Here is a 25,650-nt window from a genome sequence, read left to right on the forward strand (position 1 = left end):
TGCCGATGATTGCTGCAGCGCAGCCAGCATGGGCAAAAACCGGCTGACTTTGTGATGCTCTGCACGCACTTTTGGGCTAAACAATACGACCGTGCAGGTGATTCTCCCACCAAATACCCGGCTTAACGGCCGTTGTGATCGGTGTAAGCGTGCCATCTTGCCAGCGCCATAGCTCACCAGCGCCGGCACTGATCCAGGCTGAGTCGTGGTATAAATACACGCCCTTGCTGTATTGCATGGCATGGCGTTGTTGCAATTGATGAGGCTGCGTTTGCCACTCGCTGAGCAGGTGGCCGCGTGGGTTGCTGATCAATGCCTGGCCAGCCAGTGGTGAAGATGCTTTAAAGGTGCGCACGCTGGCGGTATAGCCTTGCATGTCCCAGTGCAACCAGTCGTTATCGGTTTCGAGCAGCGTCAGCTTGGCGCTGTTGGCGTCAGCAATGGCGACACACGGAGGGCGCTGATCTTGGCGCTGATACTGGCAGCCGACCAAAGCTCTGCCATCGGCCAGCACATCCAAATGACGCACACTCAACGCCTGTTTTGGAGACTGCCAGCGCTGTTTTACCGCACCGTTATTGGCGTCTAGCAACAGCAGCTCCGATTGCATCTGCTCAATATTGAGTGCTGTACGGCCGGTATCCGGATGCGTGCGCACCCCGGTGTTGGCAACCCACAGCTGCTGTTGCTCGTATACCAATTCATGCGGTCCGGTGCCGTGTGTTGGCCAGATCGCTTGCAGTTGCAGGCTGCGGGCATCGATCACCAGGATATGCCCCTGTCCGGCGACGTAATCGCTGGCGGTAGCAAACAAATGCTCACCGTTGTCAGAGACCACCAGGTGTCCTTCGAAGTGCATATTTTTCGGAGGCAACAGGCTGGCCTGCAACTCGCCATGCAGATGGTACCGTCGCAGCGGCGCTCCCGGTTCTCGGGAGCTGACCAGCACGCTGCTGGCGTCAGGGGAAAGCTCGGTCATGTGCACGCGCTCAGGCACCGCGAAGTCCGCCACTATGTGCCCGCGTGCATTCATCACCATCACGCCATAGTGTTGGCGCGTGGCCTGGTCGCGATACCCAGAGGTCATCCACACCGATGAAGGCCTAGCGTGATAGACGCCTGCTGCACCAGCTAGGCTCATGGCACTGGCTGCACATGACAGTTGCAGAAATTGTCGACGACTTAACCTCATGATGAGCGCCTCAAAAGCAGTTGTTGAGAAAGCGGTAACGTGTGCTGCGGCAGCGGCGCCCGATGAGCACCGCTGCGCCAGCTGCCAAACAGACGGTCCCACACCGCCAGCATCGAGCCAAAATTACAGCGACTGCCGCGCATGCTGTGATGGTATTGATGCTGCGCTGGGCTGATAAGCCAGCGCTCAAAATAGCCATAGCGAATGGGGATATGGCTGTGACGCAAATTAGCGCCCAGCAGGTTGAACATCAGTACCGTGCCACTGATGCCGAAAATCAACCAGGGCTGTGAATGCTGGCCAAACAAAAAGAAATAACTGCCGCTCAAGCCGCCGTGCAACAGCGCGGTGCGCCACTGATACAACAACTTTTCCAGTGGATGGACACGCAAAAACGTTATTGGAGTCAGCACATTGGCCGCATGATGTACCCGATGAATGCGCCACAGCCAACGAGTGTGCAAAACACGATGCAGGCCATAGCGGCTGAGGTCATCCAACAGCAGCAACAGCACAGCGTACAGCAACGCAGAAAAGGGGCCATGCCATGGCGCCCAAGGCGCAGGTGAAGCTAGTGCTGACCAACTCTCGAAACTGATATTAGCGACGTACAAAATTAGCACCAAGGTGGCACTGCCGAGCGCAGCAAACAACGCGATATTGATGGCCACGAGAACATAATCTTGCCGCGCTGAGGGATGCCACCAGTAGTCGCGGCTGAGCCATTGACGCAGCAAACCTGCACGCTGCGACCAGTGGCGAGCGGCCCAGGCCAGCGCCAATAAGGCAGAGCTGAGCCAGAACCCCCAAAAGGTGCGCTGCGCTGGCTGCAACAGCCAGGAAAACCAATCGCTAAGGGATAAAAGCGTCATCAGGTAGGCAGTGGTCGGGGTTGCAAAACTATGCAAATGATAACCGCGATTATTCTTAATATCGAATATCGTTTTATGGTTAAATTGGCCACCATTTTTTCAGGCAAAGAGGTGTGGTTGTGTCGCATTGGGGGTCTGCTGCGGTTGCTATGGGGTTGTTGTTGCCGGTGGCTGCAACAGCGCAAAACGAGGTCGATCTCGACAAGGTATACATCACTGGCGGACAGGGTCAGGTGTTGAAACAACCCGGCTCCGCCACCTTGATCGATCAGCAAGCGCTGGAAACGTTTGAATACACAGATATCCACCGCATACTCACGGCTGTTCCTGGCGTCAACTTATACGAAGAAGACGGCTACGGGCTGCGTCCCAACATCGGTTTGCGCGGCACCAGCCCGGATCGCAGTAAAAAAGTCACCCTAATGGAAGACGGCGTGCTGTCAGGCCCGGCACCGTATTCGGCGCCTGCGGCGTACTATTTCCCCAATGTATCGCGCATGAGCGCGGTGGAAGTGTTTAAAGGACCGTCTGCCATCAAATACGGCCCGGCCACCATTGGCGGTGCGGTCAATCTGGTCAGCCGACCGATCCCTTATTTGCCTGCCGGCGAGCTCGATCTGCAATACGGCAGCGATAACTTTCAACGCTATAACGGCTGGTATGGTCAGGAATCCGGTCAGTTTGGCTATTTGCTCGAAGGTTTGCGGGTGCAAAGCGATGGCTTTAAAGAGCTCGACGGCGGCGGTGATACCGGCTTTGAGCGCAACGACCTGAACCTCAAGCTGAGTTGGACGCTGCCCGGCGAAGTCGCACAGCGTTTTGTGCTCAAGGCTGGCTACGCCGACGAAGTATCCGATGAAACCTACCTTGGCCTGACGCGCGCCGACTTTGACGACGACCCTTATCGTCGTTATGCCGCCAGCCAACTGGATCGCATGGACTGGACACATCAAAGCTTGCATCTGATGCACCAACTGGATTGGGGAGATCACAGCCTGACCACGGATGTGTACCGCAACACCTTTGAGCGCGACTGGTTCAAGATCAATGGCTTTGGCGGCAATGGCCCGCTGTTGCAAACCGTATTAAAAGACCCAAGCGGCGTAAACGCGGAGTTTTATCGTGTGCTCACCGGCGAGCAGGCGTCGGCCAACGTCAACGAGCAGCTGATGATCGGCAGCAACGATCGTCAATACGTCTCGCAAGGGGTGCAAACGCGCTTGAACACCAGCTTTGCTTGGTTGGCGGTGCGCCACGATGTGGAACTTGGTCTGCGCTACCACCAAGACACGGTCGAGCGCTTGCACAGTGAAGCCGCTTACGACATGCAAGTGGGTGGTCGCTTACAGCAAGCGGCAGACGTGGCCACCACACTTGATAACGAAGGCCAGGCCAAAGCGCTGGCGGTGTATGTGCAGAACGATATGCGTTGGAACGACACCACCGTCAGTGTGGGGCTGCGTTCGGAGCACATTGATACCGAAGAAACCACCTACGACAGCGTCAGTGGCGAACAAACGGGCAAAGTCGACAGCAGTGAATCGGTGCTGTTGCCGGGCGTTGGTGTGTACTCGCAGCTTACCAATACGGTTGGTGTGCTGGCTGGCGTGTACCAAGGCTACAGCGCCACCACGCCAGGCAAAGACGGTGACACAGATCCGGAAGAAAGCATCAACTACGAACTGGGTAGCCGCTATCAAGGCGAGCTGGGTCAAGCAGAACTGATCGCCTTCTTTAACGACTACACAGAACTGACCGGCACCTGCAGCTTCTCGAACGGTTGTGATAACGCCGTTGTCGACAGCCAGCTTAATGCGGGCGCGGCGCAGGTTTATGGCGTCGAGGCCAGCTGGAATAAGCACCTGTTTGCCGGTGCGCACATCATTCCACTGTCGTTCACCTACACCTATTCGCATGGCGAGTTTGATGCCAACTTTGCCGACGACAGCGGCGTGTTTGGCGATCGCAATAACAACATTGTTGCTGGCGAAGAACTGGCCTACTTGCCGAAGCATCGCTTGAACGCACAAGCTGGTATTGAGCGTGGTCCGCTGGCGATGAATGTGTCTGTTCTGTATCAAAGTGATATGCGCGACACACCCGGAGAGGGCAGCATTCCTGCTTCACAGCGCATCGATGCGCACACCGTTGTGGATCTCTCGCTGCGCTACCGGGTGTTGCAAGACGTGTTGCTGTATGCCACGGTGGATAACTTACTCGACCTAGAGTACGAAGTGGCATCCAAGCCTTACGGTTACCGCCCTGGCAAGCCACGCAGCGCTAACTTAGGCGCGAAAGTAAGTTTCTAGCACCCCGCTACTACACCGCTACTACACCGCTACTACACCGCTACTACACCGCTACTACACCGCCACCACCAGCGGCGCTCGCCGCTGGTTTGTGTTCCCATGAGTGACGTGGTTAGATGGCGCAGTTATTTGCCACTCTGACCTGCTACAGCATGGAGCTGACGCCACCTTCCTCTTCGCACTGGGCCAACAGCCTGGAACAAAAGTCCTTGTCGGCCCGTATGGCCAGCAAAGCCCGTTTACCGGCCGCGGCGCAGCCGTTATTGGCGCGTGCTTGGAAGTTACAGCAGGTACTGCAATCGCATAAGTTGTGCTGGCTGGTGGCGGCTGCGGGTTATGGCAAAACACAGCTGATGGCGGAATATGCGCGCGCGCAGTCGCAGCAGCAGGCGGTGTTGTGGATGTCCCTCGATCGCGATGACGGCAGCGCCGACAAATTCTTGCGTCATTTTCTCGAACTGGCTGAACGTCAGCTGCCCGGCATTGCAACCGATGCGCTGGCGCATTGGCATCTGACGCAGCAACGCGGCGAAGTCGACACTGGTGGCGTGCTGTTATTGTGGATTCAAGAAGCGGCCAGTTTTGAAAAGCCACTGTTGCTCTGTTTGGACGATGTTCATGCCTTGCAGGATGAGCACGCCTGGCGGGTGCTGAGCCTGATCATTGAACAACTGCCCGACAACATTCAAATGCTGCTGACAACGCGTTATCTGCCGGCCTCTCATGGCCGTTTGCATTTATCGGCCGACATTGCCTGGCTCAACGAAACGCAACTGGCCTTTAGCGATGAAGAGACCCGTCGTTGGCTACAGGCCGCTGACGTTCCGGCAGTAGAGCGTTGGGCCACCGAGTTGGCGGATGCATTGCTGGGTTGGCCGGCGGCGCTGCGTATCTGGCTGAATCAGCGGCCAGCGCATCAGCCACCTTTGTCGCCATCGCACATCGCACGGCCATTTGATGATTACCTGCAGGGCGAAGTGTTGCAGGGGGTGGCACCTTCGTTATTGCAGTTTTTGTGCAAGCTGGCGGTATTCGAGCAGTTTAATGAGGCACTGCTGCTGGCGTGTTTGGAGCAGCCCGATGATCATGCGTTGCTGCATCAGGCGCTGGCGAGCAATCTGTTTATCTCCGCGCAAACCAGTCATCCAGGCTGGTTTCGCTTGCATCCTTTGGTGGCGCAGCGCTTGTCACAACGCTTGCCGTTGCAGCAGCGGCTCCAGCTGCACCAACGCGCCTTTGCCTATCTGAGCCAACATCAAGAGCCGGTGGCGGCACTGCAGCATGCGCGCGCAGCGGGCTTGACCCATGAGGTGGCCGACTGGGTCGAGCTGGAAGCAGAAGCCATCCTCGCCAACCTGGACATTGCCGGCTTGCTGGCTTGGTTTGAACAGGCTGGGCCAGAGCTAATCGAAGCCAGCCCTCGCAGCATGCAAATGGCGGCTTGGGCGTGGTTATTAACCCAACAGCAAGAGCATGCAGCACCGCTGCTGCAAAAGTTACAGCACAGCGATCTGCCGGCCGCCGAGCTGTATGCCTTGCAAGGTTACAGTGCGCGTTTGCAGGGGCAGTTGGTGAAAGCGCAGCAATTGTGCGAGCAGGCGTTGCAGCAGTTGTCTGCACAGCGTTATAGCCTGCGTATTTTGATGAGCAGCACGCTGGCGCATTTGTCGTTATCGCGCAACGACCCAGATGGTGCCCGGCTATGGAATCGCTACGCCCAAGATGTGGCGCGCCAGCATCGGGCCACGGCGATGGAAGCCCTGGTTCAGTACGACTATGCGCGTATTGAGCTAAACCGCGGCAACATTAATCGTGCTCATCAGATCATTGAGCAAGCGCTGGTGTTGTTGCAAGACAGCCGCGAGCCGGTGGCGCCGCTGCCACGTGGACGGTTGCTGCTGTATCGCGCTTTTTTACTGTGGCTGCATGGCCGGATCGAGGACGACGGTCAGGTATTGGAGCTGCTGCAACAAGGCATGGCGGATGCCAGTCGTGCACACGATACCGCCGTGTGTTACGGCTTTGCCGTGCATGCCATGCGTGCCACTGCGCAAGGGGAAAGTGATCGCGCGCTGGATTGGCTGGATCAAGCAGAAAGGCTGATGCAGAGTTGGCGCGTGGCGCAGCCCAGTTACGACTGGCTGCTGTTGGTGAAAGCCAATGTCTGGATTAGCCAACATAAGTTGCAGCGCGCTCAGGGCTGCATCGACGAAATTTGTCGTGGCCAGCTGTGTCATGAACTGCCAAGCCCAGAAGTGTTCCCCATGTTGCCCGGCTTGGCGGCGGTGACGCAGGCACGTTTGTATTTAATCGCGCAGGATTACGATGCGTGTCTGGCGCAAGCTGAAAGTTGGCTGCAGCACAGCCGCGGCAGTTTGATGAATCAAGTGATGCAATTGGTGCGCGCCGGTGCATTGCAATCACGCCAGCATCCAGACAGCCATCTGATTCAAAGTCGTATTCAGCAATTGCTGGAACGGCAAGGCATTCAAATGGACATATCGGTATGGTTACCGACTGGCAATGCGGCCATCTCCTACAACGAAGAAATGCCAGACTCAGTTGCCCAATTGAGTGCACGCGAGCTGGATGTGTTGCGCAAAATGGCGCAAGGCTACTCCAACCAAGAAATTGCCGATCAGCTGTTTATTTCCCTGCATACGGTGAAAACCCACGCGCGCAAAATCAATGTGAAGTTGGGCGCTAAAAGCCGTACCCAAGCCATTCATAGAGCTAAGGAAATGCTCTTGTTATAGGCCACGACTGTGGCAAATGATAAAGAATTCAGCTACACCCAAGGGTAGGCAACGCAAGCAGAGCTGAAGGAATGGCCGAACATCTTACGCTAATTGTTTCCCAATCTGACAGTCGGGACCTGATCCAATGGTTGGCACCCGACTATGAATGTTTGTTGTCCAAACCGGACGATGAACTGACCGCAGACGATGAACTGGCGTTAATTCTGGTGGATTCCCGCTCACTCAGCCAATGCGATTTGGCCGCTATTTGCCGTCAATTACGCCAGGCGCATTCGAATGTGCCGATGGTGGTGATTCTCGAGCACGATGAACTGGACGTCCGACTCAACCTGTATGAAGCCGGCTGTGACGATTGCCTGCAGGCACAAGCGTTGAAGGAGCTACGCGGTCGCATCGACCGTTTGGCGATGAATAAAATTGCCAACGACCAGCTGCGCATGCAATTGCAGCAAGCCAACGAAATGGCTTTTTTGGCCATGACTGGCACGTCCGATTTGGGCGTGAATATTCAATTTTTATTAGACAGCCATCATTGCACCAACTTGGATGAGTTGGGCATGCGTCTGTTCCAAGCGCTGCGCAATTATAATTTGAATTGCAGCTTACAGTTGCGCAGTCGCTTTGAAAGCAAAAATATGGAAGCCAACGGCATGGCCAAAGCGATGGAAAGCTCCTTGTTGAGCGCATGCGCGGATAAAGGACGTTATGTAGACTTCGGTCGTCGTTCCATTATGAATTATGGTCGTGTGTCGGTGCTGGTGAAAAATATGCCGGTGGACGATGATAAAAAATACGGCGCCATCAAAGACAATTTATTTTCTTTACTGCAAGGCGCTGATGCCCGCATTGACGCATTGGATAATCAAAAAACTCTATTGTTAGAGGGTAAGCTGATTCGTGAGATGGCGATGCAAATGCGTCGTTTAGTCGACGATGTCGATGAAGCGCAAACCGTTGTAATGCGCGATATTGCCGATGTGGTAGAAAACATCTCCGAGCAAATTGAAAACAGCATGCATGTACTGGGAATGGACGAAGTGCAGGAACAGAAAATGCGCGCCATTTCAGAAAATGCGGTTCAAGAAACCACACGCATTTTTAACGAAGGCATGACGCTGGATCAAAACCTACGCGACTTTCTCTCTGTGGCAGAGCACTTGCTGGCCAAGCCGCACTTACCGATAGAAGCGTTACAGCGACTGTTGGAGTCCGGGCAGGCGCTGCAGCTCAAACACTAGCCTGCAGCTCCTACCATTGGCAGCCATCCGTGCGGCTATCGCATTCGGGTTTGCGGAACTTCAACGTCATACGATCGCTTTCACCAATCGCCAGATACTTGGCCTTGTCTTTATCGCCTAAGCGCAACGACGGTGGCAGAGTCCACACCCCTTTGGGATGATCTTTGTTGTCCAGAGCATTGGCATTCACTTCACTGCGACCGACCAGCTCAAACCCGGCGGCAGTGGCCAGTTCGATGACATAGTCTTCAGACACGTAGCCGCTATCGACCATCTGCTCGCGGCTAAAGCTGTTGGGTGCGCGATGCTCGACCACACCGAACAGGCCACCCGGTTTTAGCGCAGCAAAAGCCGCGTTGAACACTGCTTGTTCCTGGCCGTTACGCATCCAATTGTGAACATTGCGAAAGGTCAGCACACGGTCGGCGCTGTTGTCTGCTGCCAGTGTCAGATGCTTGGGCGGTTCCAGAACCGTTAATTGAATGTTTCCATACAGCTCTGGCTGGGTCAGAAAGTCGTCCTCAAATTGACCGCGCAAGCGTTTAAAGAAGCCGACGGGCGACTCTGGATGCCAGTGCGCAGCAATTAGCTGACCTTGGTCGCGCAAATACGGCGCCAAAATATCGGTGTACCAGCCGCCACCGGGCCAGATCTCGACCACAGTTTGCTCTGGGCTCAGCTCAAAAAAGCTCAGTGTTTGCTGCGGGTGACGATATTCATCGCGTGCACGGGCGCTATCATCGCGATGTGCGTATTCCGTCAGCTGCACCGGGCTGGTCACAGTTGTCAGTGCATAGCTGTCCGTGCTGGCGGGCATGTGACTGGTGGCGCAGCCGCTCAATGCCAAAGCGACGGCAGAAGTCATCAACAGATGACGCATGGAACTCTCCTTGATATGCAATTAGTGGTGAGGCAATGCCTTGGTGCCATCCAAACAGTCACTTTCGCCTAAGTCCACCTCCCACGGCGGATTTGGACGCACACTATCGATCACATAGTCGACAAATGAGCGAACTTTGGCCGATAGGTGTCGGTTGCTGGGGTACAGCGCGTGAATGGGGTTGGCTTCAAATGGCCAGTCGCATAACACCGGTACCAGGTTACCGGCACGAATGGCAGAAGCGGCGATCAGCGTCGGCAGCGGAGTGATGCCAGCGCCAGACAAGGCCAAGGTGTACAGGCTGGCGAAATCGTTCACCTGTAACTGCGGCCGCACTTGTACAGTGTGGTCTTCGCCTTGCTCGTTGGTCAGATGCCATTGCATAAACTGTGCGGCAGTTAATAAACGATGATCGCGCAGCTGGTCTGGGTGGCTGGGGCTGCCGTGCTGGCGCAAGTAATCTGGGCTGGCACACAGCAATGCCCGTGCATCGCCTAAATGACGACCAATCAGGGACGAATCCTCCAGCTGGCCAATACGGAAGGCGACATCGATGCCTTCTTGCACCAGGTCGAGCTTTTGATCGCTCAGCACCATATCGACATTCACTTGCGGATGACGCTCCATAAACTCGGCCACCAGCGAGCTTAATACCGTCGAGCCAAACAGCACGGGGGCGGTGATGCGCAGCGTACCGGTGGGCGTGCTTTGCATTTGCGTCACGGCGATGTTGGCTTCTTCAATTTCGGACAGAATCCGCGAGCAGTGGTTGTAGTAGGCGGTGCCAGTGTCTGTTAAACGCAGGCTACGCGTAGTGCGTTGGATCAGGCGTACGCCGAGGCGTTCTTCTAGTTGGGTAATCTTGCGACTGACCGTCGATTTGGGCAGGCCTAAGTTGCGTGCTGCGCCGGTAAAACTGCCAGCGTCCACCACGTGGACAAAGATGGCCATTTCGTTGAGGTCAAACTCTTCTCGTTTTCCAATCAGCATAAGGGCATTCCTTCACAGGTATGGTTCCATTATGGCGATGATTGTTGAGATTTAAAGAACAATGTGACAAAAAGATACGTTATTGGCCCGCCGTGTAGTGGGCAGCTTTATTGCCGCTTAAAACTGACAGGTGTTAGCGATTAATACATTGAGCATCAGTCTAGATCGGAGGTTTGCCGCACAGCGCCTTGCTCTAGCTGATAGAGATGAAACAGCAGCACCAGGATCGGCATGTTCTTGGTCAACGGGCCAAAGGGATGCAGCCAGAAGCTTGGGTCGATGAAAGTCAGCAGCAGTGAGTAGGTCAGCACAACCCAGATCTGCACTTGGTAGCACCTGCGCCGCTGCACCCCAATGAGTACCCAGATGCCGATGGCAACGTCCACCAGACTGCCTGAGTAGATGGCGACAGTGGCCAGCCAGCCGTCGATGCCACCATTGGCCAGCACCTGGTAGCCCACATCCTTGGCAAAAAAGACCGAGGTGATGCCAGTAAACAGCCACAGGAAGCTGAGACTGACATTGGCTAATAAATGCGTCGATTTATTCATAGGGTCAGGCTTAAACAACGGAGAGCGGTTTAAAAATCATCAGCCAGAAAACAATTAGTACGGCCAAGAATGCAGGCACCCCCAGTGCCGTCCACAGGCGCATGAGTCGGTGAAAGCTCGGGTCCAATACGCCGCTTTGTAGGGCATCTTCAGCCAGGGCTTTGAGTTTATATTGAATGACCACCACGGGTATCCAGCACAGTCCAATAAATACGAACAACGCCAGCACTGCTAAAAACCAACTGGAGGTAAACGAATAGCCAAGCTTCATCATTAGATAGAGGCCACTTAGGAACTGCACTAATACAGCCGGTGCGGTAAATATCCAATCGGCCAATACTACGTGTCGTGCCGTAACAGCGATGGCATTAATGTTTGCGGAGCGATGGGCCATAAACATAAAGAAAGCGATGCCTGCCCCTGTGCCGGTGATAACAACGGCGCCCAGCACATGAATCATTTTAAGCACAAAGTAATTATCCAATGTGCTCCTCCGTTGTGTGATGAATGGCGAGGTGGCTCACCTCAGCGTCAAACTCCGCCAGTGTATACATGTCCAAGCAAGCACTGGCTCCGCGCTTTGTTAACTGCCCTGCGATGAGTTTTTTCGCCAGAATAATAGCGGAGATGGTCGGAATATATGGCCCGACGCCTTGTTCTGCACACAGAGTCCAGGTGATGGTTTTGGTGCGGCTGTGTTTATCTGTACCGGTGAGTGTGATTTGCATACCACCGGTGTCGGTACCAAAGCGTTCAAACAGTTCGCTGCATTTAAAGATAGGGCGTGTGAACTTAGACCAGTCTTTCACCAAACCCACTCGCGCCAACAGTGCCATAAACACCATGCCAAAGTGTAAAAAAGACAACTCCAAACCGGCCTGAAAGGTTACGTTCTTTACTGTCGGATAACGTTGTGCAAAGAGTTCTAAGTCGGGAATATCAATATTGGCCAGCCAGCGCTTGCCAATACGGCGGCCAAAATCGACCCTCCTGGGCGACATCCAGCCGAATCTGTCTTGCCAGCGACCGTTGATGTACACAGGAAAAGCATGGCCGGTATAACTCAAAATAGCGGCTACGGTTGCTTCACCACGTTCGGCTTGATTGCCAGGGGCGATGGCGAAATCGATGCTGTGCAGCGATTCAAAGCGATCGCTAAAGCCATCGATAACCGTGGAAGAAAGTCCGGGAACTGAACTGGCACCGGATACCAGCAACACATCATTCGCCACAGCCTGTTCCTGCAGCGCGGAAATGTCACAGACAAAACGTCGGTCATCGGCGAGGTCAATGTAGTGACTGCCGGCGGCGATACAAGCTTGCGCGACTTGATAACCTTGCCCTTGAAAAGGACCGCTGGTGTGAATGACCAAATCAGGTGCCAGTGCAGCCAAGGCATCATTAAAGTCGCTGCTTTGTATATCAAGCCTGGCGGCCTGCAGTTCAGCCTGACTACCAATACCTGACAATTGTTGGCAAGCAGTATTGGCTTTGTTGAGGCTGCGCCCTGCGATGATGATGGTAATACCACCAACGTCGGCTAGAGTCTCAGCAATGCGTTTACCAAAATTGCCGTAGCCGCCCAGAATGACAACGCGGGTGACAGACATCGGTTAATTCCCTCTAAACTCTGATTAAATAACAACAGCTGGAGGCGCATAGTATCGTTTTTAGCAGCGGCTTGTTAGCTACTATCTCTCACTCTTGATTGCTAGGGAGGCGCTCAATCGAACAAATGAATGTTTAGATAGACGCAATCTTAGGGTCTGTTAACACTATTTCGATCATGCTGCTATGAGCTGAAAACTCCTCATTCAGAGCGCGAAGACGGATGCTCAACGACTTCAATGAGGGATGAACAACAGAGGCCAGCAGTTCAATCGATGGGGGCAGTTTAAAAAGCAATGCCACGCAGTACAGTGTGCTGACCATAGCGATAATGACCGTGTTATCATTTCCTACTTTTACGGTCATTCCCATGCTTTCGACTTCTCGTACGCGCATCGACACTCTCTCCACCTGTCATGCGGATAAAATATTGGATTATTATCAGCGCAATAGACAGCGCTTGGCGCCTTGGGAGCCAGTGCGTGGTGATGATTTTTGGACATTATCTTATTGGCAACAGCGGGCTGAAACCAGCCAACAACAGTTTGCCGCAGGGGATGCCTTTCGTTTTGTGGCGATAAATCCAAATACTGACCAAATTATCGCTGTTTGCAATTTTGATAACATTGTTCGCGGGGCGTTTCAGGCTTGTTACCTTGGTTACTCCGTCGATGGGCATTATCAGGGGCAAGGGTACATGACTGAGGTGCTGGCGGCGACGATCGATTATATGTTCACCGAAGTGGGCTTGCATCGCATTATGGCCAACTATATGCCGGTCAACCAGGCCAGTGGTCGGGTATTGGAAAAGCTTGGTTTTGAACGGGAAGGGCTAGCTAGGCACTACTTGAAAATCGCCGGTCAGTGGCAGGATCATATATTGACGGCCAAAATTAACGACGAGCGGTAAATTAGCGCAGCAAAACGTACCACTCAGGCCCTTGGCCTGGGTGGTACGAATGGCTGGCTTAAATCGTGGCTTTGATACCAAAAGAGATGATGGTCGGCAAATCGGTCACTTCTTCACGATTGCTGTAGTCGGCGCCTTCATACTCATAGCCAACTACGTTGTCACGGCCATACAGGTTGAGTACTTCGACGTACAGATCCATATCCCAGTTGCTAAAGTTGAAGGTACGGTCTGCGCGCACGTCCAGTTTGTGATACGCAGGCAAACGCTCTGAATTCACACTGCCGTATATCGGGTTATACAGTTCCGGATTGTCCGGATCTTTTACGGCGCCTTCCAGTGGTGTGATCAACTGGCCACTTTGGTAGCGCCACTTTACCCCGACTTCCCAGTGCTCGTTCAGCTTGTAGTTGGCGACAGTATTGATAATGACCGGTTGGTCGTAGTTATAGCTGAAGTCACGATCGGTTAAATTGTCGTGGCGGAAAGTACGGGAATAAGCCACCGAAACCCAACCATACCAGCGGTCGGTAAGATTTTTGTTTAGGAAAAACTCAACGCCCCAGGCTTCACCGTCGGCATCGTTGGTGTAGCGTGGTAAACCATTGTATTCTTCGATGGTTAAATCGCTGTACAGCGGCTCTTTGGAAGGGCGACCGACGATAATGTTATCGAGGGTTTTGTAGTAGGTTTCCACCTTCCAGAAAAAGTTATCGTTAATTTCATTTTCCAGCCCCAGTTCATAATGATCGGCGGTTGGCTGTTTTAGATCCGGGTTACCAAACGGCACGACGTATTGGCCAAAATTATCCGGCAATATGTGGTGTTGGCCGTACGCTTGGGTAAAGGTCCAGCGCGGTGTGAACTGCCAGCGGCTTTGAATACGAGGCTCGGCAAAACGCTCGTCGGTGTAATCGTCTTTCGACAGTGCCAGTCCTGTGGTCAAATTCCAATTTCGTGTGACTTGCCAGCTGTCGGCAATATGGGCATCGAGATTCAGCACCACCGGCTTACCACTGCCAATCAGCTCTTCTGTGCCGTCGATGATACGACAGTCCGGGTCAAACTCATCGCAAGGCGGTGCTTCAAAACGACCGTCATAACTGATGTGGCTTTCCGTCACCTCAACACCCCATTGCAGTTCATGCTGGAAGTTAATCGGGTAGGTGAACTGGCTGCGTAAGTTAAAGTCGTTCACTTTAACGTCAATGCGATTCTCCACACCAATGTTAAAACCAAACTTCTGTTCCAAGTGTGACAAGCCAATTTTATGGCTCATGCCGTTTTGATAGAACTTGGTCCACAGCAAGCCTTGGCTGTTGAAGAAAGCTTCAAAGTTGATGTCGCCGCTAAGGCCAGGGTCTTGCAGAACTTCGTCTGAATCGTCGGCAAACTTTAAGCCGGCTTTATCGCGTGCCCCAATAACCTGAAACGCCAGGGTTTCGCTATCGCTGATACGATATTCATATTTACCCTGGTAATCGTAGTATTCCGGTACTGTGGTGAACTCGAAGTCTTCATCGTCGAGAAAGTTTTCAATGTAGTACTGGAATAAACTTTGACGGCCGGCGATATAAAAGCTCTGATTTTCACTCAGCGGCGCTTCTACAAACACACCGGCTTTGAGCAAGCTTGCATCAATCACCACTTGGCTGCGATCGTAGTAGGGGGAGCGCGACGTCGCCTCAATCACAGCGCCGGTGGCGTTGTTGTATTGTGCTGGGAAGGCCGCTGTTTCCAGTTTGAAGTCTTCAACAACGTTGTCGCTGAGAATACTGCTGGAATCGGTGTGGAAAATATAACCGACGGGTAAAAAGTCGACTAAATAGGCGTTGTCTTCAGGCGAGGAGCCACGTACCGCAGGTTCGGATTCATTACCGCCGCCAAAGGTAACGCCGGGCAGACTTTCAATCGCACCCAGTGGGTCGTTGCCAGAGCCTGGCAGCTTTAACAGTTTTTTGGTGGAGATTTCGGTCAATGGCTCTTTGGCGCCGCTGACTTCAACGGTATCTAAAGTGACGTCGTCTTCCGCTTGCGCGCTAAGACTCAAACCTGCGCACAGCAGGGCCAGAACAGATCGACGCCCGACACCGGCGGGGCGAAGTTCGCGAAACACATCAGACATGGGTCATCCTTCCTGAACGGGTCTGGTTTTGGCGGCCAGTGTACCAGCCTAAGCTGAATCAATTGTGAACAAATGTCGAATACTGATAGCGAATATCAGCTTCAATGCCATCGCCGGCATCGTCTTGAATGTTGGTTAAGCCAACATAACGCAATAAGCGCTGGTTGTTGCGGTCGTAATACAGCTGAATCGGATCCAGCAACCAAGCTAACCAGCGCGACTGCAGCCGCATTTCCAGTTGTAGCTGTTGCTCATCAACCGCCACGGGGATGATGCGAAAATCAATCACATCCTGGCGCGCAGGTGCCGCAAATCGAAAGCTGACGGTGTTGCCATCGAGCAATTGCTGCCACTGTTGGCGTACAAACGTATCGAAGCCAGAATCAATGACCAATGGTTGCTCGCCAGGTTCAATGCGAGCGCTTTGCTGCTGTCCTTGTTCTGTCACCCGCATGATGTAGCCTTGCTCAGTGAGCTCGACCTGCTCGGCATAATCACGGCGTTGATCCTGCAATAAAAAAGAGGGCGCGATGGGGTTGTCGCCATATTGGTTTGACTTGGTGGCGATCAGCTCGCCATCGGCATTGAAATAGCGCACCTCGCGGCTATGGGGTTGTTGCTGCTGATACACTAGGGTGTGCTGTTCGCGGTACAATAAACGGTCCGTACCGGGCTCAAATGCTAAGCCCTCATAGTTGAGGGTATCGGCTTGCACGGGCAAGCTCAATAGGGCACTGATTATCCAACCAAAGAGGCGCATTGCTTTTTCTCCTGCCAGCTGGCTGCCAACATTAACAGCGCCCAAAACAACGCCAGTGCGACAAAACCTGTTAGCGTAATGTCCACGGCTCCGAGTTTCATTCCAGCAAAATAACTCCACGGTGCGCCTAAAAAACCGAGCAATACTGCCCAATGTGTGCGCTGCATTAGCCAAGCCAGGCTGTGACGTAATGTCGAAGCAAAGGCTAGCCATAGCACCATCAACCACACTGGCACCAACAGGCCATCGCCATCAAACTGTAACCAGCCAAGGTGCATAAATATTGTGTCGACACCAATACCAATAGCGCTGAACAAAGCGAGTAATTGCCATTCGCCAGGTTTGAGCAGCCAGTAGTGCCAGGCTAATAGTCCCACCAGAGCCAGCAGCGCCCACAGATTGCCGCCCAGCACACAGGCCAGCCAACACAGCTGAAAGACGACAATGTTGCCCACCATTTTGAGCCGCGGCGACATATTATGCTCCCAGCAAACCTAATACCGGCGGGCGGCGATTCAGCGGTTTGGCAAACATCAAATGCACATCGCCAATCACTCGCTCGGCAAAACCACCCTCACAATAAGCGAAATAAAAGTCCCACAAACGAATAAAGTCATCGTCGTAGCCCAGCTCACGTATCTTCGCTGCTTGACCTAAAAAGCGCTCTCGCCAGCACGCCAACGTTGTGGCGTAGTGTGGGGTGATGTCTTCCAGGTGTACCATTTTCATGTCGCTGGCGCGGGTAGCGGCGCTCTGAATGGCCGTTACACAGGGAATAAAACTGCCAGGGAAAATGTAACGCTTAATAAAATCGACCTCGTTCTTCGCTTGTTCATAGCGTTGATCGTCGATGGTGATGGCTTGGATCAATGCCAGGCCATCGTCTTTCAGTAAGCGGCTACAGGTATTGATGTAGGTATCCAGGTATTGATGGCCTACCGCCTCGATCATCTCAATGGACACCAGTTTGTCGTATTGACCGGTTAAATCTCGGTAATCGTCTAATAGCAGGGTGATTTTTTCCTGCAGGCCTTCTTCTTCAACACGGCGCTTGGCCCAGTCGTATTGTTGCTGCGAAATGGTGGTGGTAGTGACTTTACAGCCATAGTGTTTGGCAGCGTGAATAGCCATTCCCCCCAGCCCGTGCCAATTTCCACCAAATGATCGTCAGCGTTCAGCTGCAGCTTCTGACAAATACGATCCAACTTATAGGTTGAGGCTTGTTCCAGCGTTGCTTCGGGCGTCGGGAATATAGCGCTGGAATACATCATGGTGGGGTCGAGGAATAACTCGAACATGTCATTGCCCAAATCGTAGTGAGCGGCAATATTGCGGCGTGAGCCTTTTTCGGTGTTGCGGTTCAGTGCATGAAAACCACGCAGCGCCCACTTGCCAATGGTCGCCCACCCACTGTCGATGCTGTCGACCACATCTTTATTGCGTGCCAACAGACGAATCAATCTAGGTAAATCGTCACAGCGCCAGTCGGCTGTCATATAGGCTTCGCCAGCACCGACGCTGCCTGTTAGCGCAATGCTGCGATAGGCTTCAAAGTCATCGATGTAGATGCTGGCGTGCAGCTCGGGATGCGGCTGGCCAAATTCATGGCATTGCTCGCCCTCATAAATTCGCAGCTGGCCAGTATGCAAACGCTGCAAGGTAGAAAACAAACCACTGCGACACAAACGGTCGAGCCAGTGCATGGAAGAAGGGCTAGCCGTGATGGTCTTCATTTGAATATCTCCTGGCTGGAATCGGTGGGGCGCTTTTGCGCTTGTTGCCAATCATGGTGAGGCTGGTTGTTTGGGTGCGAGTAAAACGGCGACTTTTTTAGCCACAGCTGTAGGGCATTCCAATAAATTCCCCACCACACTTTCATGGTCATCAGTGGGTACTGTCGCAAAACCTGTCCCATGGCAGCTGAGGTCATTGGCTGGCGTTGCAGCATCATAGTGGCGTCAAAGTTTTTGCTGTCGTGCTGATAGGTTTCCATATGAATCAGCAACTGCTCAGCTGGATCTTGCATAACCCAGCGATATTGCATGGTTAACGGATTAAACGGTGACACATGAAATACTTTGTCAAAGCGGTATTCACGTTTGGCAACAGCGTGCTGATTCCAGATCTTTACCGGCGCGACGGCTTGTTTGCTGGGCGTATTGAGCGCGCTGAGAGTGTAATGGAAACGCTCATCCCAAGGAGTATTGGTGATTTCTGCTAACACGCCTGCCAAGCTGCCGTCCTCGCGGTAGCCATAATAAAAGCTGACGGGATTAATCAAATAGCCAAAGTAGCGCAGATTGGTCAGCAAACGGACACGCTGAATGCACTCACCGGCTTCACTGGCAAAGGCATCAATCACCTGCTGCTTTAAATCGGCCGCCGTATTGTGTTGTGCCTGATCGGCGCCGTAGTAGTCGTTGCGATTAAAGCGGGCGAGCGCAGGGCGACGATGTGACCATAGGCGATGTAACGACATGACGGCGTCCACTTCATCCAGATCCAACATCACCATAAAGACGTTGTAACTGAGCTGGTGCGTCACCGGTGCAAACCGACGATGACGCACCTGACCCAGATACAAGCTGCTGTGCTCAATGGCGCTCACAGCGATACTCACAGCGATACCCCAAGGCGTTCGGTCACGCGCAGTGCGCTGCGTACACCGTCTTCATGAAAGCCGTTAAACCAATAGGCACCGCAGTAATGCGTGCGATTAATGCCACTGATTTCTTCATGCCGCTGCTGCGCTGCCATGCCCTCCAAAGTGAATACTGGATGTGCGTATTGAAAACGGCGAATGATTTTATCTGGGTTAATATCGGCGGTTTTATTCAGCGTAACGCAAAAGGTTTGTGCCGCATCTTCGTAATTTTGCAACCTATTCATGTAGTAGGTAACGGCGACGGCATCTCTGCCAGAGTGAGTTTGCGGGTCAATATGATAGTTCCACGCGGCCCACGCGGCTTTGCGGCGCGGTAGGATGCCGGCATCGGTGTGCAGCACAACATCGTTCATTTTATAAGGAATGGCAGATAGAATTTTTTGCTCTTCCAATGTCGGCGTGTCGAGCATGGATAAGGCCTGATCACTGTGACAAGACAGAATTACTTGGTCGAACCGTTCACTGCCACGCGGCGAATGAATAACCACATGGTCGCTGTGCCTTTCGATACGCTGCACCGGCTCATTTAATAAAAAGCGCTCACTGCCAACTTGCTGCTGAATCTTTTCCACATAGGTGCGTGAGCCACCACTGATGACGCGCCACTGCGGTCGATCGTCGACGCTTAGCATGCCGTGGTTATTGAAGAAGCGAATAAAGAAGTACACCGGGAACTGCATCATCATGTCTTCACTGGCGGACCACACGGCCGCACCCATGGGAATGATGTAATAGCGGCGGAAATAGTCGCCATAGCCTTTGCGTTGCAGGTAACTGCCGAGGGTTTCTTGCTGGTCTATGTCATCGGCGTCCAGCTCGGCACGTGTTTCGCGGTTAAACCTGAGTATGTCGCGAATCATAAACCAGAACCTGGGGCTAATTAGGTGACTGCGCTTAGCGAACAAGGAGTTCAGATCATGGCCGTTGTATTCCATATCGGTCTGTTCGCATTTAACACTGAAGCTCATGTCCGAGTTTTCGCTGGCTACGCCCAAACGATCCATCAATTGAATGAAGTTGGGATAAGTCCAGTCGTTAAACACGATAAAGCCGGTATTCACCGGATAGCTGCGATTGCCTACCGCAACATCGGTGGTTTGGGTGTGGCCGCCCAGATAATCATTGGCCTCGTATACGGTGACATCGTACTGCTCATGCAGCAGATAAGCGCAGGTCAGGCCTGAAATTCCAGACCCAATAATGGCAATGCGTTGGCGATTCATGACGAGGAACCTTGTGGTAAACGAGACATTCGTGAAGACAATTTCAGCCGCAAAGGTGCGGGCAATAAGCCGAGCAGCTTCAGTATCAGAGTAAAGCGTTGGGGAAAATGAATGGCGAAGCGACGTTTTTCTAATCCAGATATAATACGCTCGGCGGCATCCTCGGCGGTAATCATCATCGGCATTGGAAAATCATTTAGGTCCGTAAGTGGCGTTTTAACAAACCCTGGCAGCACCACAGACACATCAATGCCGATGTGTTTGAGATCGGCGGCCATGCTTTCCATAAAATAATTAACCGCTGCTTTGCTAGCGCCATAGGCTTGAGCCCGTGGCATGGCCAGCCAAGTTGAGCTGCTGCTCACGGCAACCAGATAGCCAGCTTGGCTGTTTTTCAGCAGTGGCAGAGCGGCTTCGACGCAGTGCGCTAAACCAATAAAGTTGGTTTGCATAACACGCTCGATCAATCGCGTATCAAAGTCATCAACATCAACGTATTCACACGTGCCCGCATTGGCGATGACCGTATCCAAACCGCCATGATTTTGGATAAATTCCGCAGCGTTGCGTACTGACTCCGGATCGGTAACGTCCACTGCCAAGGCGGTGACGTTGCTATGAGCGTTGGCCAGATCGGCCAATTTGTCTTCACTGCGTGCGCTGACATAGAGATGTTTACATAGCGGCTGCAGCGCCTTAGCTAAGGCCTCACCGATACCACTGGAGGCACCGGTCAACCAGATGGTTTGTTGCTGGAGCGCTAAGCCACTCATGCTGACATCCTCCGTTTCAGCCAACTAATTGCAGAGCTGAGTAGCGGCAGCTGTTCGTACAGCATTTGCCCGGCATCAAAATAATCACGGTGATACACAATGCGATTGTCTCGGATTCTCAGTTCGCTAATGCCATCAACACTCACCACATTGCCACTGGCAATGCGTGGGTGGCGATATTCCATGATCCAGTTGATGGTAATGCTGTCTCCGCTCTGCCAAGTTTGCAGAAACTGAAAGTCAATGGCGGTGACGTTTTCATACAAGCCGGTAAAATAATCGGTCAGTGCATGAATACCTCGGATATGGTGAAAGGGATCTTTAAACTCGATGTCAGCATGATAACAATCGGCCAGCATGGTGCGGCTGACATGATCACGACGCATAGTTTTGTAGAGGGTTTTAAACGTCTGCTCGACCTGATGCGTGTCCATTACGCCTTCTCCTGCTGAGCGATGCCATTGGACGGTTGCGGTTGAGCGCGCCCCTCTGCCAGGATCTTGGCTGGTACCGGATTTAAGTCGTAGACAATGCCCATCCAGCTCATGATTTTTAATACGTAGTAGGTGATATCAACCTCCCACCAATAAAAACCCTGGCGAGCGGAAACCGCCCAACGGTGATGATTGTTGTGCCAGCCCTCACCCAGTGTCAGCAGCGCCAAAAATGCATTATTGCGGCTTTGGTCTTTGGTGTTAAAACGACGTTTGCCCCAAATATGTCCTAACGAGTTGATGGTTACCGTGGAGTGAAACAGCAGCACGGTAGAAATAAAGAAACCCCATACCACCAGTTGCAGACCCGAAGTGTTGAGCTGCGGCGCGACGTAGGCCAGCCCCTCGCCGCTGATAAACAGCAGCACTACCAATAAAAATGGCGCAAAAATGTCGTAGCGATCAAGCCAGCATAGCTCTGGGTAGCGGGCGAAGTCCTTAATTCGGTGCCATTGTGTTTTAAAGCTGGCATCACAGGTAAACCAGCCCACGTGGCTCCACCAGAAGCCGCGTTGCACTGGCGAGTGCAAGTCGTCTTCAGTGTCTGAGTGATGGTGATGGGCACGATGATGGGCTGCCCACCACAGCGGCCCGCGTTGTGCGGCCATATTGCCCAGCAGCGCAAAAATAAACTGCCAGAACCGATTGGTTTTGTAGGCGCGGTGAGAAAAATAGCGATGATAAAAGGCGGTAATCGCGAACAGGCGCAGCCAGTAGAGTGCCACGCACACAATAACGGCGGTTGCGCTGACAGGAATAAAAAACGCCACTAAACATGCCAGGTGCAAAAATACAAAGGGCACAGTGCGCACCCAATTAAACTGCGTACTGGTCATGGGTTCATCGCCCTCGACACTCGAGTCGATCCAGCGCATGACATTACGCCAGCGGTTTCCATCTCCATATTTCATGTGGGTTCTCACTCGATTAAAGACGGTTGCACGGCATCATTATTTGCTTCAGCCATGGTTTGTTTAAAGGCATCCAGTGCACGCTGCCGAGCGAACTTGTGTTCGACAATGGCGGTTGGATATTGGTTCTGCTGACACTCCAGGGAGTTAGGCTGATGCCGGCTTTTGGCCGGTAAAGTGGCCAATTCTGCTACGTAACGCGCAATAAACTCCCCGGCGCTATCAAAACGTTGCGACTGGGTGGTGGGGTTGAAAATGCGAAAATAGGGCGCCCCATCGGCACCGGTAGACGCGCTCCACTGCCAACCGCCATTGTTGGAGGCTAAATCGGCATCGACCAGATGTTGGTTAAAAAAGGCCTCGCCGCGGCGCCAGTCGATTAATAAATGTTTGGTTAAAAACATCGCGCTGATCATACGCAGGCGGTTGTGCATCCAGCCAGTGTCCAGCAATTGTCGCTGTGCGGCATCGACGATGGGATAACCCGTTTTGCCTTCACACCAAGCTTGAAAGTCCCGTTCAGCGGCTGCACTGGTGCGCCAGGGCACACCCTCGGTTTCAGGTTTGAAGGCGTGGTGTTTGCACAGTTGTGGAAAAGCCACCAGCAAGTGTCGGTAAAATTCTCGCCAGATTAATTCGTTGATCCAGCTGGCCAGCCCAGCCTTGCCGCCACTGAGCTGACAGCCATTCTTTTGCCATGCGGTGTACAAACATTGGCGCGGTGAAATCAGTCCCAGCGACAACGCGTAGGACAAGCTGCTGGTACCTGGGCTGGCGGGGAAATCACGAGTATCGGCGTAATAACGCGCGCGATGCTGTAAAAACTCTTCCAGCTGCTCGTGCACTGCTAGTTCATGGCAGTTCCACAATGGATCGTTTTCTGCAGCTGGCAGCGCCGCGCTAAGCTCTTTGACGATGTCCTGCAGGTCAGGGGTGATTGCATCCACCGGAGGCTGAGGTATGGCCAACGGCGCTTGGTTGTAGCGATCAAATTGTTGCCACCAGGCGCGCTTAAAGGGCGAATACACTTTAAAAGGCTGCTGTTGGCGGGTCACCACTTCTCCAGGTGGAATCACACACTGGTCGTGAAACTTATTCACACCGATATTTTGCTGCTGACACCAGCGCTGTAGCTCAATGTCACGCTTACGCTCATTGACCTCGTATTCCAAATTAAAATTGACGTCAGAGACAGGCATATCGGATGAGGCCAACCGCTGTATCAGTGCCTTTACATCATCAACGCTGCTGTGGAAATCACCGCTGTTCAGCACAAGCAATGGAATATTGAGGTCGTGCAAGTGTTGCTGTAAGCCATGCAGGCTGTTGATGAGTAACTGCCACTTGCGTTGCCCAAGGCCATGCTGTTGCCACTGTTGCTGGGTTAAGCAAGTCACTGCCAGTACCGGTTGGCCCTGCTGGCAAGCGTGAAATAAAGCCGGGTTATCGTGTACGCGCATGTCCATGCGAAACCACACCAGTTGAATCATAAATCACCTCCTGGCGTGGTAATAAACGCATGTACTTGTTTGCCCATGGCATCGGGCAATTGATGGATATGACTGGCACTGTCCTCACAGTCCGGCACCGCGCCGGACAAAAACACCAGCGAGCGAATAGCATTTAATTGCTGCAGCCATTGCTTACCTTCTGTCAGGCTGCACGGATGAACATGCAGCCACACGCGCTCACAGGCTAGGCTGGTCGCGGCCAGATTTAAATCCACTGGGCTTAATTTGGGACCGAAATAATTCACCTGAAAAGCCGCTGCTCCCAGCGCGTAGGCGCAGGCCAACAGCTGTAATTCGGCGTCTTCATGATTGGTTGCCAATAACAGTGCGGGGCCATCGTTGTTCTTTTGCTGTTGTTGGATCAGGGTATACAGCTTGCGGCGTAATAAATGTTCAAAAGAGCGCGCTAACAGTGGCTGCTCATGCTGGCTGCGCACATGCTGCAGTACTGGTAGCAAACAGCGCTCGTAATAAATAGCCATGGGGTAGCAGGCTAAGCCATCGGTCCACAATTGATCCAAGCGCTGGCCGTCGAGGTTGGTGGCGACGGTAATCATTTGCTGCTGCAAGCTTTGCCAGTTGTCGTCTTGCTCTTGGTTTTGCTCACTGTTGTCTTTCATCAGCAGCTTTACTTGGCGAATCGGATACCCTTGGTCGAGCCAATAGAGAATGTTTTTAACCCGACCGATGTGCTCATCGTCATACAAACGGTGCCCCTTGTCGGTGCGGTGTGGCTTGATGATGCCGTAACGCCGCTCCCAGGCACGCAAGGTCACCGGATTCACGCCGGTAAGCCGAGCAAACTCACGAATGGGGTAGGCTTCATTCATAGCTGATTCCTTAACCCCAACTCATATGGATGGGGATTTAAATACACCTGCGCGCGCGCATACGCGTTGGCTTCCTGATGATGATTCAGGTGGTGTTTAAGCAAAGTCAGCGGCACCACCAACGGCACAATGCCTTGGCGATAGTCGTCAATAACGCGGGTCAGTTCTTGCTTATCGTCGCTGCTAATCAGATTTTTTAGATAGCCTTGCAGGTGCATCAAGGTGTTGGTGTGCATTTTCCGGCTGGCAGGTTTGGCCAGGGCCGTCATCAACAGCTCAAAGTACTGCTCGGCAATGTCTTTAATCGGCGCTGCGGACAGATCCGATAACAACCGACCGATGCTTTTGTAGTGCACCGAGCTATGCGCCATGACCAAGTACTTGTAACGCGAATGGAAGTGAATCAAGTCACCAGCGTTGAAATCGCTGTGCACGAACTGCTGCCAGTCGTGATAGGTAAACACTCGCACCATAAAGTTTTCCAGCAAGCCGGCGTCATTTAGGCGCCCGGCTTCCTCCACCGGCAGTAATGGGTTTTGCTGGCAAAAATGTTTGGCGTAAATGCCGCGAGTGGTGCCTTCTGGGTGGCCGTTCGCTAGGTAGCGTTTAACGCCAAATAAGCCGCAGCTCGGCGACTTTTGCATAAAAATATAGCCGCACACTTGCTGTTGCTTACCTTGCTGATCGCCGTATGCAGCCAGCGCATCGGTGATATCGAGTTCTGGATTGTCGCTGCCAACGGCGCGCACGTTGGTGTCGCTGGGGGTTTCTGTCACCAGCCGAATGGTTTCCCGCGGCGTCCCCATACCAATGGCGACTTCTGGGCATAAGGGTTTGAAGTCGAAGTAGCGGCTCAAGACATCGGTACAAAAACGAGAGCGCTTGTGCGAGCCGTTGAAACGCACGGGCTGACCCATCAGACAGGCGCTGATGCCAATAGGAATACCAACTTTGGAAGTATCGCTGAGTGTCTGCTGCATGCCTGTATAACCTATGGTCCAGATTTGTATAGGATTAGTCTGGCGCAGAAAAGTTCGACACGTCAATGT

22 protein-coding genes and 1 pseudogene are annotated in these 25,650 nt (G+C 53.0%); 4 read left to right on the forward strand and 19 right to left on the reverse strand.

The genetic code is table 11. From position 1 onward, the window contains the following. Positions 1–76: 76 nt before the first annotated feature. A complete protein-coding gene (locus CHH28_RS08160; RefSeq protein WP_094059841.1) occupies positions 77–1,192 on the reverse strand; it encodes a DUF1513 domain-containing protein in 1,116 nt (371 codons plus the stop codon). Further along, positions 1,189–2,064 carry a sterol desaturase family protein gene (locus tag CHH28_RS08165; protein WP_094059842.1) on the reverse strand — a complete coding sequence of 292 codons (876 nt, stop codon included), beginning with the start codon at positions 2,062–2,064 and terminating at the stop codon, positions 1,189–1,191. The genes CHH28_RS08160 and CHH28_RS08165 overlap by 4 nt, the downstream gene beginning before the upstream one ends. 119 nt (positions 2,065–2,183) lie before the next feature. Between CHH28_RS08165 and CHH28_RS08170 the strand changes: the two genes are divergently transcribed. From CHH28_RS08170 to CHH28_RS08180, 3 genes are all read left to right on the forward strand, one after another. Next, positions 2,184–4,373, forward strand: a complete 2,190-nt coding sequence (locus CHH28_RS08170; protein WP_157729834.1) for a TonB-dependent receptor family protein — start codon at positions 2,184–2,186, stop codon at positions 4,371–4,373. 116 nt (positions 4,374–4,489) lie between these two features. Then, positions 4,490–7,129: a LuxR C-terminal-related transcriptional regulator gene (locus CHH28_RS20365; protein WP_094059844.1), complete on the forward strand. Its 2,640-nt coding sequence runs from the start codon at positions 4,490–4,492 to the stop codon at positions 7,127–7,129. A gap of 71 nt (positions 7,130–7,200) precedes the next feature. Beyond that, positions 7,201–8,370 (forward strand): response regulator, encoded by a 1,170-nt coding sequence (locus CHH28_RS08180; RefSeq protein WP_094059845.1) that lies wholly within the window; start codon positions 7,201–7,203, stop codon positions 8,368–8,370. Between the two features lie 10 nt (positions 8,371–8,380). On the opposite strand, the gene CHH28_RS08185 is transcribed toward CHH28_RS08180, so the two are convergent. The 5 genes from CHH28_RS08185 to CHH28_RS08205 all read right to left on the reverse strand — a co-directional run bounded on the left by CHH28_RS08185 (position 8,381) and on the right by CHH28_RS08205 (position 12,401). After that, the gene (locus CHH28_RS08185; protein ID WP_094059846.1) at positions 8,381–9,250 is read right to left on the reverse strand and encodes a class I SAM-dependent methyltransferase; all 870 of its coding nucleotides are present in this window, start codon (positions 9,248–9,250) and stop codon (positions 8,381–8,383) included. 21 nt (positions 9,251–9,271) lie between these two features. Beyond that, positions 9,272–10,240, reverse strand: a complete 969-nt coding sequence (locus tag CHH28_RS08190; RefSeq protein ID WP_094059847.1) for a LysR family transcriptional regulator — start codon at positions 10,238–10,240, stop codon at positions 9,272–9,274. Between the two features lie 155 nt (positions 10,241–10,395). Then, on the reverse strand, positions 10,396–10,791 hold the full coding sequence (locus tag CHH28_RS08195; protein ID WP_094059848.1) for a DoxX-like family protein: 396 nt from the start codon (positions 10,789–10,791) through the stop codon (positions 10,396–10,398). A gap of 10 nt (positions 10,792–10,801) precedes the next feature. Then, the gene (locus CHH28_RS08200) at positions 10,802–11,251 is read right to left on the reverse strand and encodes a DUF2269 family protein (RefSeq protein ID WP_233243794.1); all 450 of its coding nucleotides are present in this window, start codon (positions 11,249–11,251) and stop codon (positions 10,802–10,804) included. A 16-nt stretch (positions 11,252–11,267) separates the two neighbouring features. Next, positions 11,268–12,401: a saccharopine dehydrogenase family protein gene (locus CHH28_RS08205; protein ID WP_094059850.1), complete on the reverse strand. Its 1,134-nt coding sequence runs from the start codon at positions 12,399–12,401 to the stop codon at positions 11,268–11,270. 368 nt (positions 12,402–12,769) lie between these two features. On the opposite strand from CHH28_RS08205, the gene rimJ reads away from it, so the two are divergent. After that, positions 12,770–13,309 (forward strand): ribosomal protein S5-alanine N-acetyltransferase, encoded by a 540-nt coding sequence (gene rimJ / locus CHH28_RS08215; RefSeq protein ID WP_094059852.1) that lies wholly within the window; start codon positions 12,770–12,772, stop codon positions 13,307–13,309. 58 nt (positions 13,310–13,367) lie between these two features. Here rimJ and CHH28_RS08220 read toward each other — a convergent pair whose 3' ends face one another. The 12 genes and pseudogenes from CHH28_RS08220 to CHH28_RS08275 all read right to left on the reverse strand — a co-directional run bounded on the left by CHH28_RS08220 (position 13,368) and on the right by CHH28_RS08275 (position 25,581). Continuing rightward, positions 13,368–15,434, reverse strand: coding sequence for a TonB-dependent receptor plug domain-containing protein (locus CHH28_RS08220; RefSeq protein WP_094059853.1), 2,067 nt, complete (start codon positions 15,432–15,434; stop codon positions 13,368–13,370). 58 nt (positions 15,435–15,492) lie between these two features. Then, a complete protein-coding gene (locus tag CHH28_RS08225) occupies positions 15,493–16,194 on the reverse strand; it encodes a hypothetical protein (protein ID WP_094059854.1) in 702 nt (233 codons plus the stop codon). Continuing rightward, entirely contained in the window at positions 16,173–16,670 is a 498-nt protein-coding gene (locus tag CHH28_RS08230; RefSeq protein WP_094059855.1) for a DUF2878 domain-containing protein, read from the reverse strand. The genes CHH28_RS08225 and CHH28_RS08230 overlap by 22 nt, the downstream gene beginning before the upstream one ends. Before the next feature lies 1 nt (position 16,671). After that, positions 16,672–17,927: pseudogene (locus CHH28_RS20590) on the reverse strand (class I SAM-dependent methyltransferase). Continuing rightward, positions 17,924–18,814 carry a DUF1365 domain-containing protein gene (locus CHH28_RS08240; protein ID WP_157729835.1) on the reverse strand — a complete coding sequence of 297 codons (891 nt, stop codon included), beginning with the start codon at positions 18,812–18,814 and terminating at the stop codon, positions 17,924–17,926. The pseudogene CHH28_RS20590 and the gene CHH28_RS08240 overlap by 4 nt, the downstream one beginning before the upstream one ends. Continuing rightward, entirely contained in the window at positions 18,811–20,082 is a 1,272-nt protein-coding gene (locus tag CHH28_RS08245) for an NAD(P)/FAD-dependent oxidoreductase (protein WP_094059857.1), read from the reverse strand. Before CHH28_RS08245 ends, CHH28_RS08240 begins: the two co-directional genes overlap by 4 nt. Then, on the reverse strand, positions 20,079–20,855 hold the full coding sequence (locus CHH28_RS08250) for an SDR family NAD(P)-dependent oxidoreductase (RefSeq protein WP_094059858.1): 777 nt from the start codon (positions 20,853–20,855) through the stop codon (positions 20,079–20,081). Before CHH28_RS08250 ends, CHH28_RS08245 begins: the two co-directional genes overlap by 4 nt. After that, entirely contained in the window at positions 20,852–21,289 is a 438-nt protein-coding gene (locus CHH28_RS08255) for a nuclear transport factor 2 family protein (RefSeq protein WP_094059859.1), read from the reverse strand. Before CHH28_RS08255 ends, CHH28_RS08250 begins: the two co-directional genes overlap by 4 nt. Beyond that, complete coding sequence (locus CHH28_RS08260; RefSeq protein WP_233243797.1) at positions 21,289–22,224, reverse strand: acyl-CoA desaturase; 936 nt, start codon at positions 22,222–22,224, stop codon at positions 21,289–21,291. The genes CHH28_RS08255 and CHH28_RS08260 overlap by 1 nt, the downstream gene beginning before the upstream one ends. Positions 22,225–22,268: 44 nt before the next feature. Further along, complete coding sequence (gene phrB, locus CHH28_RS08265) at positions 22,269–23,750, reverse strand: deoxyribodipyrimidine photo-lyase (protein ID WP_094059861.1); 1,482 nt, start codon at positions 23,748–23,750, stop codon at positions 22,269–22,271. Next, positions 23,747–24,601 carry a MerR family transcriptional regulator gene (locus CHH28_RS08270; protein WP_094059862.1) on the reverse strand — a complete coding sequence of 285 codons (855 nt, stop codon included), beginning with the start codon at positions 24,599–24,601 and terminating at the stop codon, positions 23,747–23,749. Before CHH28_RS08270 ends, phrB begins: the two co-directional genes overlap by 4 nt. After that, positions 24,598–25,581, reverse strand: coding sequence for a YbgA family protein (locus tag CHH28_RS08275; RefSeq protein WP_094059863.1), 984 nt, complete (start codon positions 25,579–25,581; stop codon positions 24,598–24,600). The genes CHH28_RS08270 and CHH28_RS08275 overlap by 4 nt, the downstream gene beginning before the upstream one ends. Between the last annotated feature and the right edge of the window lie 69 nt (positions 25,582–25,650).

The sequence above is a fragment of the Bacterioplanes sanyensis genome, from assembly GCF_002237535.1.
GTDB classification, from domain to species: domain Bacteria; phylum Pseudomonadota; class Gammaproteobacteria; order Pseudomonadales; family Oceanobacteraceae; genus Bacterioplanes; species Bacterioplanes sanyensis_A.